Source organism: Streptomyces saintjeani, assembly GCF_055409605.1.
This window is the reverse complement of sequence record NZ_CP189624.1, coordinates 355,771-368,165: the sequence shown is the minus strand read 5'-3', so window position 1 is coordinate 368,165 and position 12,395 is coordinate 355,771. Positions and strand designations below refer to the sequence as shown.

Below are 12,395 nucleotides of genomic sequence, written 5' to 3'. Positions count from 1 at the left end.
CTGAGGACCGCCCCCGTGCCGCCTGCCACCTACAAGGGCCTGCCGCTGCTGCGGTCGCTCCCGCACCTCCTGCTCCTGGCCGTCGTCCTGAGCACCCTCGCCCGGCTCGCCCGCCTGCCGAGCGCGCTGTGCTGGTCGGTCGCCCCGCCCGTCGTCCTCCTGGCGACGGGCTACGGCCTGGGCCTCGGCCTGTGGGAGCGGATGGGCCCCCGGGTACGGCGCGTCTGGTTCGCGCTGCTCCTGGGGCTGTGGGCGTGGGTCGCCTGGGTCCTCCCGGCGCGCTTCGCGGGCGGGTACATGTGGCTCGCCGTACCGCTGGCGGTGCTGGCCCTGCGGATGTTCCGCGACTGGGCCGCGCTGGCCGCCGTCGGACTGATCACGGTGCTGCTGGCCGTCGCGATCCTCCGTACGGAGGGCGTGCTCAAGCCGGACCTCGTCGCGCCGCCCGTGGCGGCCGTCTGGTTCACCGTCGCCCTCTACCGCAGCCAGCAGTGGCTCGTGCACGAACTCGGGCGCACCCGCGACGAGTTGGCGCGCCAGCAGCGGGAGGCCGGGGTTCTCGCGGAGCGCTCCCGCATCGCCCGCGACCTGCACGACACCCTCGCCCAGGAACTCTCCGGCAACCGTATGCTCCTCCAGGCCGCCGAACGGGACTGGGACCGCCGCCCCGACTCGGCCCGCCGCCAGGTCCACGCGGTCGCGGAGGCCCTCGGCGCGAGCCTCGCCGACACGCGCAGCATCATCCGGGACCTGACCCCGGCGCCCCTGGCGAGCGGCGATCTCGCGGCGGCGCTACGGGAGTTGTGCACGCACAAGGGCGTCCCCGAGGGGATGCCGCGCATCTCCTTCGGCGCGCTCGGCGAGGCGGTTCGCGAGGTGCCCCCGGAGCGGGCCGCCGCACTCCTGCGCATCACCCAGGGCCTGCTGGCCAACGCGTGCGAGCACGCGGACGCGGCGCACGTGTGGGTGACCCTGGACCGCCGGGAGACGGACACGGTCGCGGTGGAGGTCCGCGACGACGGGGTGGGTTTCGACCGGGACGTACAGGGAACAGCCGCCGCGCCGAAAAAAGCCGGACGCGGCTTCGGCCTCGCCGCCACCCGTGACCGCCTCGCCGCGTACGACGGCACCCTCACCGTCGACAGCACCCCCGGACACGGCACCAGAGCCCTCGCGACCCTGCCCGTCCCCGCTCTCGTCACCGGAGCCCCCCGATGACCGGCCCCGTCCGCATCCTCCTGGTCGACGACCACGCCGTGGTCCGCGCCGGCCTCCTCGCCCTCCTCGACGGCGAGGACGGCTTCGCCGTGGTCGGCCAGACCGGCGACGGGTACGAGGCCCTCCACCTCGCCGAGGCCCTGCGCCCCGACGTCGTCCTCATGGACCTCCGCCTCACCGACGCCCCCGGCGTGGGCGAACGGGAGGACGGCATCGAGGCGACCCGCCGGATCGCCGCCGCGCTGCCGGACGTACGGGTCGTCGTCCTCACCAGCTACCAGGGCCAGGGGGACGTCGTCCGGGCGATGGAGGCGGGGGCGCGCGGGTACGTCCTGAAGGCGGGGCCGCCGCAGGAGCTGTTCCGGGCGGTGCGTACGGCGGTCGCCGGGGGGACGGTGCTCGCGCCCGAGGCCGCCGAGCGGCTGGCCGGGCACGTGGCCGACCCCGGCTCGGCGCTGACCGGGCGGGAGACCGAGGTCGTACGGCTGCTGGCGCGGGGGCACAGCAACCGGGGGATCGCCGGGGCGCTGTTCCTGACCGAGGCGACGGTCAAGACGCACCTCGTGCGCATCTATCGCAAGCTGGGTACCGAGAACCGGGCGAGCACGGTGACCGAAGCCGTCCGCCGGGGGCTGATCGAGCTGGACTGAGCCCCTGCTCCCGGCGATGCGGAACCCGAGCGGCAACTGGTGGACACCCTGAGGCAGTCAGGCGACGAGGGGGCCGCCGCCTGCGCCGCCGAGACCCAGCTCACCGGCAGACTCGCGGTGGGCCCACCATGACGCTCGATCGACAGGGACCTGTGATGACCGAGGCGGTCGGACTGGCAAGACCCGCCACCGGGCAACTGACCGTCTACCGCCTGGTGCAGGAAGCCTTGACCAACACCCCGCTGCTCCGGATGGCCTTCGGCACGGCCCTGGAGGCCCAGTCCGACATGGCACCGGTCCGCGAAGCCGCAGACGGCACGGAGGCCGTACGCCTCGCCCGGGAGCTGCTCCCCGACCCGGGACGGCGGTGGAGGAGCGCCCCCGGTCAGCGGGGCGGCATGAGGACCTTGTCGACCACCTCACCGATGTCGTCCTCGGTGAGCCGCTCCCCGCGCATCGGCTCCCAGTGCAGCAGCAGCGCGACGGCGGCGGAGACCTCGACCGGGCGTGGACCGGCCGGGCGCGGGGGCAGGTCGCCGCGTTCGGCGGCGTGTGCGAGGACGTCCTCCACGGCCTGGTGCAGGGAGTCCATGTACCGCCGGCGCACCAGGTTGCACAGCTCCGGCTCCTGGCGGGCCGTGTCGAGGAGCGCCGCGATCAGGTCGGCGCGCGAGAGGTCCGGGCCCCAGGTGGCGCTCGCCAGCGTCGCGACGAGTTCCGCGCGCAGTTGTCCCGGCCCGAGGTCGGCCGGCGTGATCGCGTCGGTGAGACCGGCGTGGTCGAGGGCCTCGGCGGCGAGTTCGGCGCGGGACTTCCAGCGGCGGTAGACGGTCGCCTTGCCGACCCCGGCCCGCGCGGCGGCGTTGTCCATGGTCAACGCCGGGTATCCGCCCTCGGTGAGGAGTTCCGTGGCCGCGCGGAGGATACGGGCGTCGCGGGCGGGATCGCGCGGCGGGCCCGACCTGCCGCTCGGACGGCGCAACGCTGAACTGGCCTCGGACACACGCGCCTCTTTCACGACCGGGACTGACTTGTATCGAGTTTACCGCGTCTGCTAGCTTCCGCTGAAACGCGGAACAAAAGTGTTCCGCGTTCGATGATCGTGAGGTGGCGAGATGAAAGCCGTCGGTTTCACCGAGTACGGCGGTCCCGAGGTGATGCGGGTCCTGGACCTGCCCGAACCCCACGCCGGTCCGGGACAGGTACGGATCAAGGTCGCCGCCGCGTCCGTCAACAGGTCCGACATCTTCTGGCGCGGTGGCGGCGCGGCCGGCCAGGCGGTGCCGTCCCCCGAACTCGACGCGACGATAAGGGAGTTGTTCCCGCCGTCGGACGTGCACGTCGTGGGCTGGGACGCGGCCGGCGTCATCGACGAGGCCGGCGCGGACGTACGCCCCGAGCTCGCCGTCGGCACCGAGGTCATTGCCTTGCTCCTGCCCAGGCTGGCGCTGGGAGCGCAGGCGGAGTACGTCGTCGCCCCGGCGGAGTCGGTCGTCCGTGCCCCCGCGGGCGCCGGCCTCACGGCCGCGTCCACCCTGCTGATGAACGCGCTCACCGCACGCATGTGCCTGGAGTCCCTCGATCTGTCCCCGGGGGCGACCGTCGCGGTGACCGGCGCGGCCGGTGCGGTGGGCGGGTACGCCGTCGAACTGGCCAAGGCCGCCGGGCTGACGGTGATCGCCGACGCGGCCGAACGCGACCGGGACCTCGTCGCCGGGTTCGGCGCCGACCACGTACTCCCGCGCGGCGACCGGTTCACCGAGCGGGTGCGGGAGTTACGCCCGGACGGGGCCGACGGCGTCGTCGACGCGGTGCCGCTGCACGACCGGGTGCTCGGGGCGGTCCGGGACGGCGGGGCGATCGCGACGGCGTCCGCGTACTTCGGCGAGAGCGAACGCGGGGTGCGCTGGCCGCTGGTGCTGGTGTGGGACCGGGTGACGGACACGGCGGCACTCACGGAACTGCGGGACATGGCGGAGGCGGGCACACTCACGCTACGTGTCGCGGAGGTCTTCCCGGCCGAGCGGGCGGCACAGGCGCAGCAACTCGTCATGGAAAGGGGCGTGCGGGGGCGCCCCGTCCTGAGGTTCTGACCGGGTGAGCCGTACGGAGGCTGCCGGTCGGTGAGAGCCTGCGTCACCTCGCCGGCCGGGCGCCCGCCGCTTGGCACGCACTCCCCCAAGGTCTGCGAGCAGGGGGGCGCTCGGCGTTGGCGTCGAGCTGCCTGAGGGGTACGTGAAGGTGTTCCAGGCGCCCGATGAGGGGGAACTGGCCCTTTTTGACCCCCCTCGGAGGTCCGACCTTTCGTAGGGCGTGTGAAGCATCGTCGCGCACCTCTGGACGTGATCCTGATCCACCCTCCAGAATTCATCCGATGTGTGACACCGGGCCCCACGCCCGTCACGCGTCGCCCCGCTGTCCCCGGACCCCCAGGAGTCGCTCCGTGTCCAGCCTCAGCCGACGTTCGCTCATGAAGGCCGCCGCCCTCGCCGGAGGTACTGTCGCCTTCGGACTGCCGGGGACGGCACAGGCGTACACCGTCCCCTCGAAGATGGACTGGTGGTACCAGGCGAGGTTCGGGATGTTCATCCACTTCGGTTCGTACTCCTACCGGGGCCACGGCGAGTGGGCGTTCTACAACGAGAACTGGGCCAAGGCCCCGTACCAGAACCAGGTCAGCGCCCATTTCGCGCCGACCTCGTTCAGCGCCGCCACCATCGCCGAACTCGCCGCGAACGCCGGGATGAAGTACCTCGTGATCACGGCGAAGCACCACGAGGGCTACGCGATGTGGGACTCGGACGTACCCGGCTTCACGGACACCACCGGCACGAAGGAGTACAACCTCCACGACTACAGCGGCTACCGCCCCGACCTGCTCGCGGAGCTGAAGCGGGAGTGCGAGCGGCGCGGCGTACGGTTCGGCCTCTACTACTCGATCATGGACTGGAACCACTCCTCGCAGACCGCCAACCAGAACAACTTCTCGTCGGTGTCCTCCCTGTCCGCGCGCACCGCGTACATCGCCGACATGAAGGACCAGCTCCAGGAACTCCTCGACCGCTACGACCCGGCGGTCCTGTGGTTCGACGGCGACTGGTGCGGGAACCCGGCGACGCCGACGCTGGACGACTGGTGGGTGGAGGCCGACGGCCGGGAGCTGTACGACTGGCTGATCGCCCGCAAGCCGAACCTGGTCGTCAACGAACGCGTGAAGCGCGACCTGGGCCTCGGCGACTTCGCGTGCCCGGAGGAGAAGGTGCCCCCGGCCCCGCTGGACCGGCCGTGGGAGACCTGCGTGACCATGAACGGCGCCTGGGGCTACAACGAGGCGAAGGAGAACTCGTACCGCTCGGTCCACGCCCTCCTCCAGGAGTTCGTCACCGTCGTCTCCCGCGACGGCAACTACCTCCTGAACATCGGCCCCACGGGAGCGGGGACCGTCACCGCCGGTACGACGAAGGTCCTGACCGCTTTCGGCGCGTGGACGGCCACCTACGGCGACAGCATCTACGGCACCACCGGCAGTCCCTTCCGGACCGAACCGGCGTGGGGGAAGTTCACCGCGAAGGACGGCAAGCTGTTCGCGCACGTCTTCGCCTGGCCGACCGCCGGAACCCTCCAGATCCCGGCGGTCCGCAACAGGATCACCCGCGTTTACCTGCTGAACGCCCCCACGACGAGCCTCCGCTACCGCCGCACCGGCGACACGATCACCGTCACGGTCCCGGCGACCGCGCCGAACCCGGACGTCTCGGTGGTCTGCGTGGAGGTGTGCGGCAGGCCCGCCGCCGTCTGAGGGCCCGCTACTTCAGGAGCCCGTGCTTCTTCGCGTACGCGTTCGCCACGTCGTTCGGGTCCTTCTTCTCGCCGTCGACCTGCTGGTTCAGCTCGGTCAGGTCGTCGGTGGTGAGGACGTTCCCGAGCCGGGCGAGCGCTTTGCGGACCGTGTCGTCGGCCTTGCGGTCGGCGATGAGCGGGACGATGTGCTGGCCGGGGATGAGGTTCTTGGGGTCGGTCAGGACGACCCACTTGTTGGCGAGGATGTCGGTGTCGGTGGTGAAGAGGTTCGCGACGTCGACGTCCCCCTTCTTCAGCGCCCCCTTGACGAGCGGCCCGGAGGAGTCGAGGGACTTGAACTCCTTGAAGTCGACCCCGTACACCTCCTTCAGCCCGACCACCCCCACCTTGCGCTTCTTGACCTCGGGGGCGGCGCCGATGACCAGCTTGCCGTTCTGCTTGCGCAGGTCGGCGAGCGAGGTCAGCCCGTACTTCTCGGCGGTCTCGCGGGTGACGACGAACGCGTCGGCGTCCTCGGCGAGCCCGTACGGCAGGACCTGGAGCCCGGCGGGCAGGGCGATGGTGAGGGCGTTCTGCATCTCGCCCTCCTCGGTGGCCGTCGCCTTGTGGTCGAGGTAGTCGAGGAGGGCGCCCTGGTACTCGGGCAGCAGGTCGATGTCGCCGCCCTGGAGCGCGGGGATGACGATCTCGCGGGTGCCGAGGTTGGGCCGGACCTTGACCTTGACGCCGGCCTGGGTGAGGACGGCGGCGTAGAGGTAGCCGAGGATCTGGTTCTCGGTGAAGTTGGCGGTGCCGATGGTCAGGCCGCCCTTGCTGGAGCCGCCGCCGGAGGTGCCCGAGCTCTGGTTGTCGAGCGAGGTGATGCCGCCGGAGCAGGAGGCGAGCGCGGGGACGGAGGCCGCGGCGAACAGGCCGCCGAGGAGAGCGCGTCGGTTCATGTGAGGGTTCCCTAGGCGGTGCGGTGGCGGAAGAGGAAGCGCTGGAGGCCGCTGAGCATCAGGTCGAGGACGACGGCGACCGCGGCGACGAGGACCGCGCCGCCGAGGACCTGGACGAGGTCGCGCTGGGCGAGTCCGTCGAAGACGTACCGGCCGAGACCGCCGAAGGAGACGTACGCGGCGATGGTCGCCGTGGCGACGACCTGGATCAGCGCGAGCCGCAGGCCGGTCATGATCAGGGGGAGCGCGAGGGGCAGCTCGACCTGGAACAGGACCTGGTGGCCGCGCATCCCCTGGCCGCGCGCCGCGTCCTTGACGTCCGGGTCGACGGCCGTCATCCCGGCGTACGTGTTGGTCACGATCGACGGGACGGCGAGCGCCACCAGCGCGACGTACACCGGCAGCATCGACAGGCCGCCGGCCAGGAAGACCAGGACGACGAGGCCGACGGTCGGCAGGGCGCGGCCGAAGGACGCCAGGTTGATCGCGAGGAAGGCGCCCTTGCCGGTGTGGCCGATGAGCAGGCCCAGCGGGAGGCCGATGGCCGCCGCGACGAGGGTGGCGATCAGCGAGTACTGGAGGTGCTCGGCGAGCCGGTGGGCGATGCCGTCGGTGCCGGACCACTGGGCGCCGCTGGTCAGCCAGGAGCCGAGGTTCTCGAAGAGTTCGTACATGTCAGGCTCGCCGCCTCTTCCACGGGGTGAGGACGTACTGGACGGCGACCAGCGCGGCGTCCGCGACGACGGCGAGCAGGATCGTGAGGACCACGCCCGCGATCACCGGGGTCGGGAAGTCGCGCTGGAAGCCGTCGGTGAAGAGCTGGCCGAGTCCGCCGTCGCCGATGTAGGTGGCGACGGAGACGAGGGAGATCGACATCACGGTGGCGATCCGGACCCCGGCCATGATCACGGGGAGCGCGAGGGGCAGCTCGACGGTGAGCAGGACGCGCAGCGGGCGGGTGCCCATCGCGACGGCCGCCTCCTTGGTCTTCGCGGGCACCGAGTCGAGGCCCTCGACGGTGTTCCGCAGCAGGACGACCAGGGTGTAGACGGTCAGGCCGATGACGGTCGTGGTGCGGGTGAGGCCGCTGACCGGCAGCAGGAGCACGAAGATCGCGATGGACGGGATGGTGAACAGGATGTTGGAGATCCCGAGGAGGACGCCGCGCAGGGCGCGGACCCGGTGCGCGAGCACGGCCAGCGGCAGCGAGATCAGCAGGCCGAGCAGGACGGCGGTGAGCGCGGCCTGGAGGTGGGAGACCGTGAGGGTGGTGAGCTCGTCGGTGTGGTCCGCGATCCAGGACCAGTCGACGCTCACGCGGCCTCGCCCTCGTGCGTGTGGCCCGCCGTCCGCGCCTCGGTGTGGGCGTGGCCCGCGCGGTCGTGGATGTCGTCGCGCGAGCTGACACCGGTGAGGACGCCGTCGGCGTCGACGCGCGCGACCAGGCCGGTGGGGGAGGCGAGGGACTCGTCCAGCGCGGCGAGCAGGGAGTCCGTGTCTTTGAGCGGCCGTACGGGAAGCTCGGCGTCGCGGGACTTCCAGTGCTGCGGCCTGCGGGCCGCGTCGAGGACGAGGCGCCAGTCGCCGCCCTCGGGGGCCTGGCCCTGCGGGACGTCCGCGAGGTTCTTCAGCGACAGCAGCTTCAGGCCGCGCTCGGCGCCGAGGAACCCGGCCACGAAGTCGTCGGCGGGGCGGGCGAGCAGTTCGGCGGGGGAGGCGCACTGCACGAGGTGGCCGCCGGTGCGGAAGACGGCGATCTTGTCGCCGAGCCGGACGGCCTCGTCGATGTCGTGCGTGACGAAGACGATGGTCTTGCTCAACTCCTTCTGGAGGCGCAGGAGTTCGTCCTGGAGCTGGGTGCGCACGACGGGGTCGACCGCGCCGAAGGGCTCGTCCATGAGCAGGACCGGCGGGTCGGCGGCGAGCGCGCGGGCCACGCCGACACGCTGCTGCTGGCCGCCGGAGAGCTGGTGGGGGTAGCGCTTGCCGACCTCGGGGGTCAGGCCGACGGTCTCCAGGAGGTCGCCGGCGCGGGCGCGGGCCTTGCGGCGGCCGTGGCCGAGCAGCAGGGGGACGGTCGCGATGTTGTCGAGGACCGTGCGGTGCGGGAAGAGCCCGGACTGCTGGATGACGTAGCCGATGGAGCGGCGCAGGTCGGCCGCGTCCTGGCGGGTGACGTCCTTGCCCGCGACCTCGATGGTGCCGGAGGTCGGCTCCACCATGCGGTTGATCATGCGCAGCGTGGTGGTCTTGCCGCAGCCGGAGGAGCCGACCAGGACGGTCACGCCGCCTTCGGGCATGTCCAGCGTGAGGTCGTGCACCGCTGTCGTGCCGTTGGGGAAGCGCTTGTGGACCGCGTCGAATTGGATCATGTGGTGCCCCTTGCCCGGGATGCATAACATCATGCAGAGTTCATCGTGACTGAATAATTTGTCAACGGTTCAGCGCTGATCCATCGTGGCGGATGATCGGTGAGTGAGACTAAGTGTCCGCATCTGGGAGGTTATCTCTTCAATGTCGTCTCGGATTCTGGACACAGCGAACGGCGTGGTCGTCCTCGACGGCACCGCCCTCGGCGTCCCGGACGTCGTCCGCCTCGCCGACGGCACCGCCCGGCCGGTCCCCGGCACCGACGCGATGCGCCGCACCGCCGACGTCTGGGACGCCGCCCGCCAGATCGCCGCGACCGGACGCGTCTACGGCCGCTCCACCGGCGTCGGCGCCAACCGCGGCGAGGACGTCCCCACCGAGGAGGCCGCCGCCCACGGGCTGCGCCTCCTGCGCAGCCACGCCGGAGCCATCGGCGAGGAACTCCCCGCCCGGCAGGTCCGCGCGATGCTCGCCGTGCGAGCCAACCAGATCCTCGCCGGAGGGGCCGGCCTGCGCCCCGACGTCGTCACCGCGCTGTGCGAGGCGCTGGAGAGCGGCGCCCACCCCGTCGTCAACGAGTTCGGATCGGTCGGCACCGGAGACCTCGCGGCCCTCGCCCAGGTCGGACTCGCGCTGGCCGGCGAACACCCCTGGCGCGGCGCCGGCGCACCCGAACCCCAGCCCCTCGACAACAACGACGCGCTGGCCCTCATCAGCAGCAACGCCCTGACCCTGGGCCAAGCCGCCCTGGCCGTCGCCGAGTTGCGCGGACTGCTGGAGGCCACCCAGGTCGTCGCCGCGCTCTCCCTGCTCGCCGTGGACGGCTCCCACGAGGCGTACGCCGCCCCCGTGCACGCGGCCCGCCCGCACCGGGGCTCCGTCGAAGTCGCCCGCCGGATGCGGGAGCTGATCGGCGCCGAGGACCGTCCCGTACCGCCCCTCGGACGCATCCAGGACCCCTACGGCTTCCGCTGCCTGCCCCAGATCCACGGCCCCGCGCACGAAGCCGCCGACGCCCTGGAGGCCGTCCTCGGCATCGAGATCAACGCGGCTGCCGAGAACCCCCTCATCTGCCCCGAGGACCAGGCCGCCTACCACCACGGCGGCTTCTACCAGGCCCAACTCGCCCTCGCCCTGGACCACTTCAGGCTCTCACTGGTCCAGGTCGCCCGCCTCTCCACGGCCCGCCTCTCCACCCTCAACGAACCCGCCTACACCCGCCTGCGCCCCTTCCTCGCCGAGGACCGGCCCGGCTCCTCCGGCGTGATGATCCTGGAGTACGCCGCCGGCGCCGCCCTCGGCGACCTGCGCGCCTTCTGTGCCCCCGCCTCCCTCGGCCACGCCGTGCTCTCCCGGGGCGTCGAGGAACAGGCCAGCTTCGCGTCCCTCGCCGCCCGGCAGGCCCTGCGCGCCTGCGCGGCGTACCGGCTCGTCGTGGGGTGCGAACTCGTCGCCGCCGTACGGGCGTTGCGCCTGCGCGACCTGCGCCCCGAAGCGGACCTGCCGGTCGCCCGGGCCCTGGCGCTGGCGGAGAAGGCCCTCGACGCCGAACACGCCGACCGTCCCCTCACGGACGACGTGGGTGCGGCGGCCCGGCTGCTGGGCCGGTTCACGGAGATCTGGCGGGGGGACCGGACGGTCACTTGAGCCCCGAGTGCGCCAGCCCCTCCACGAACTGCCGCTGAGCGACGACGAAGACGACCAGCACCGGCAGAACCGTCATGGTGGCGGCGGCCAGTTGGGTGTTCCACATCTCGCCGCCGTAGGAGTCCGTGAACCGGGTCAGGGCCTGCGGGAGCGTGAACAGCTCGGGCGAGGTCAGGTACACCGTCGGTTCGAGGTACAGGTTCCACGACGTCAGGAACGTCAGGATCGCCACCGCCGACAGCGCGGGCCTCGCCAGCGGCAGGAAGATCCGCCACCAGATGGCCGGCCGCCCGAGCCCGTCGAGCCGCCCCGCCTCCTCCAGTTCGGCGGGCAGCGCGATGAAGAACTGCCGCATGACGAAGGTGGCCAGCACACAGGGCCCGGCGAGCGCGGTGACCAGGATCAGCGGCCAGTGCGTGTTGATCATCCCGACCTGTTTGAACATCTGGAACAACGGGACGATCGTCACCTCACTGGGCACCAGCAGCCCCGCCAGCACGACCAGGAACAGGGCGTTGGCACCGGGGAACCTGATCCGCGCGAACGCGTACCCGGCGAGGCTCGACACCAGCAGCGTGATCAGCGTGACCAGGACGGCGATGTAGACGCTGTTCGCGTACTGCCGGGCGAACGGCTGGAAGTCGAACGCCTCCCGGTACGCGGAGAACGTGGGATCGGACGTCCACAGCGACGGCGGCGCCTTGAAGATCTCCGGCAGCGGCTTCACGGACGCCGCCACCATCCACACCGTCGGCACCACGAACGGGATCGCCAGCACCCCGAGCGCCACCACCAGAAGCACCCGCCGCAGCACGGGACTCGGCCTACTCCTCATGGAACACCCACTTCCGGCGCAACTGCCACTGCACCAGCGTCAGCAGCATGACGAACGACAACAGCATCAGCGCGAGCGTCGAGCCGTACCCGATGTGGTTGAACTCGAACGCCTGCTGGAAGACGTAGTAGACGAGCACGGTCGTGCTCAACTCCGGCCCGCCACCGGTCAGTACGGCGATCTGCGCGAACGACTGGAGCGCCCCGACGACCGTGATGATCGCCGTCAGCAGCAGCGTCGGCGAGATCAGCGGCAGCGTGATCCGCGTGAAGATCACCCTGCTCCCCGCGCCGTCGATGCGCGCGGCCTCGTACAGCTGCGCCGGCACACCTTGCAGCGCGGCGAGGAAGAGCACCATGTTGACGCCGACGCTCCGGACCACCTGCGTCACGATCACGGAGACCATCGCGGTGTCACCGTGCTGGAGCCAGTTCGGCCCGTCGATGCCGACGCCGTCGAGGAGGCTGTTGATCGCGCCGTTGTCCTGGAGGAGGAACCCCCAGACGAGGGTCCACGCCACGACGGAGACCACGACGGGGGAGAAGAACAGGGTCCGGAAGAACGTCGCACCCCGGAACCGCCGGTTGAGGAGGACCGCGAGCAGCAGTCCCAGGCCGATGTTGAGGACCACGACCCCGCCGCAGAAGAGCGCGGTCGCGCCCAGGACGGACGGGAGCTGGGGGTCGTCGGCGAGGGCCGCGTAGTTGTCGGCGCCGACGAAGGTCTGCTCGCCGGTGAAGACGTTCCAGTCGTTGAGGCTGTACCAGACCGCCAGCCCGACCGGGATCAGCACGAACAGCAGGACCCCGACGAGCTGCGGCGCGATGAACAGGTAGCCGGCGAGGACGTCCCGGCGGCGGGTCGTCCAGTACGGCGGCTTGGCGGTGGTGCCGGGGGCCTTGGCCTGCACCCGCGAAGGCGTGAGCGTGGCCATGG

General features: G+C 71.6%; 11 protein-coding genes and 1 pseudogene. 5 read left to right on the top strand and 7 right to left on the bottom strand.

Features of this window, described 5'->3' with window-relative positions; genetic code table 11:
* The first annotated feature begins 15 nt into the window (after positions 1-15).
* Together ACQCO7_RS01730 and ACQCO7_RS01725 are read left to right on the top strand one after the other, a co-directional pair.
* Positions 16-1,218, top strand: coding sequence for a sensor histidine kinase (locus ACQCO7_RS01730; protein WP_464070071.1), 1,203 nt, complete (start codon positions 16-18; stop codon positions 1,216-1,218).
* Positions 1,215-1,868, top strand: coding sequence for a response regulator (locus ACQCO7_RS01725; RefSeq protein WP_464070070.1), 654 nt, complete (start codon positions 1,215-1,217; stop codon positions 1,866-1,868). The genes ACQCO7_RS01730 and ACQCO7_RS01725 overlap by 4 nt, the downstream gene beginning before the upstream one ends.
* 385 nt (positions 1,869-2,253) lie before the next feature.
* Here ACQCO7_RS01725 and ACQCO7_RS01720 read toward each other — a convergent pair whose 3' ends face one another.
* Positions 2,254-2,871: a TetR/AcrR family transcriptional regulator gene (locus ACQCO7_RS01720; RefSeq protein ID WP_464070069.1), complete on the bottom strand. Its 618-nt coding sequence runs from the start codon at positions 2,869-2,871 to the stop codon at positions 2,254-2,256.
* Positions 2,872-2,983: 112 nt separating this feature from the next.
* Here ACQCO7_RS01720 and ACQCO7_RS01715 point away from each other — a divergent pair, with 112 nt between their 5' ends.
* Positions 2,984-3,961 carry an NADP-dependent oxidoreductase gene (locus ACQCO7_RS01715; RefSeq protein ID WP_464070068.1) on the top strand — a complete coding sequence of 326 codons (978 nt, stop codon included), beginning with the start codon at positions 2,984-2,986 and terminating at the stop codon, positions 3,959-3,961.
* 350 nt (positions 3,962-4,311) lie between these two features.
* Positions 4,312-5,664 (top strand): annotated as a pseudogene (locus ACQCO7_RS01710) (alpha-L-fucosidase); the annotation flags it as partial.
* 10 nt (positions 5,665-5,674) lie between these two features.
* Here ACQCO7_RS01710 and ACQCO7_RS01705 read toward each other — a convergent pair.
* Genes ACQCO7_RS01705 through ACQCO7_RS01690 form a run of 4 tightly spaced genes read right to left on the bottom strand, consistent with a single transcriptional unit; the run spans position 5,675 to position 8,979 of the window.
* On the bottom strand, positions 5,675-6,607 hold the full coding sequence (locus ACQCO7_RS01705) for an ABC transporter substrate-binding protein (RefSeq protein WP_464070067.1): 933 nt from the start codon (positions 6,605-6,607) through the stop codon (positions 5,675-5,677).
* 11 nt (positions 6,608-6,618) lie between these two features.
* Positions 6,619-7,281: an ABC transporter permease gene (locus ACQCO7_RS01700; protein ID WP_464070066.1), complete on the bottom strand. Its 663-nt coding sequence runs from the start codon at positions 7,279-7,281 to the stop codon at positions 6,619-6,621.
* A 1-nt stretch (position 7,282) separates the two neighbouring features.
* Positions 7,283-7,924, bottom strand: a complete 642-nt coding sequence (locus ACQCO7_RS01695) for an ABC transporter permease (RefSeq protein WP_409111897.1) — start codon at positions 7,922-7,924, stop codon at positions 7,283-7,285.
* A complete protein-coding gene (locus ACQCO7_RS01690) occupies positions 7,921-8,979 on the bottom strand; it encodes an ABC transporter ATP-binding protein (protein ID WP_464070065.1) in 1,059 nt (352 codons plus the stop codon). The genes ACQCO7_RS01695 and ACQCO7_RS01690 overlap by 4 nt, the downstream gene beginning before the upstream one ends.
* A 142-nt stretch (positions 8,980-9,121) precedes the next feature.
* Between ACQCO7_RS01690 and ACQCO7_RS01685 the strand changes: the two genes are divergently transcribed.
* The gene (locus ACQCO7_RS01685; protein ID WP_464070064.1) at positions 9,122-10,624 is read left to right on the top strand and encodes an aromatic amino acid ammonia-lyase; all 1,503 of its coding nucleotides are present in this window, start codon (positions 9,122-9,124) and stop codon (positions 10,622-10,624) included.
* On the opposite strand, the gene ACQCO7_RS01680 is transcribed toward ACQCO7_RS01685, so the two are convergent.
* Together ACQCO7_RS01680 and ACQCO7_RS01675 are read right to left on the bottom strand one after the other, a co-directional pair.
* Positions 10,617-11,459, bottom strand: a complete 843-nt coding sequence (locus tag ACQCO7_RS01680; protein ID WP_464070063.1) for a carbohydrate ABC transporter permease — start codon at positions 11,457-11,459, stop codon at positions 10,617-10,619. The genes ACQCO7_RS01685 and ACQCO7_RS01680 overlap by 8 nt on opposite strands.
* Positions 11,449-12,393, bottom strand: coding sequence for a carbohydrate ABC transporter permease (locus ACQCO7_RS01675; protein ID WP_464070062.1), 945 nt, complete (start codon positions 12,391-12,393; stop codon positions 11,449-11,451). The genes ACQCO7_RS01680 and ACQCO7_RS01675 overlap by 11 nt, the downstream gene beginning before the upstream one ends.
* Between the last annotated feature and the right edge of the window lie 2 nt (positions 12,394-12,395).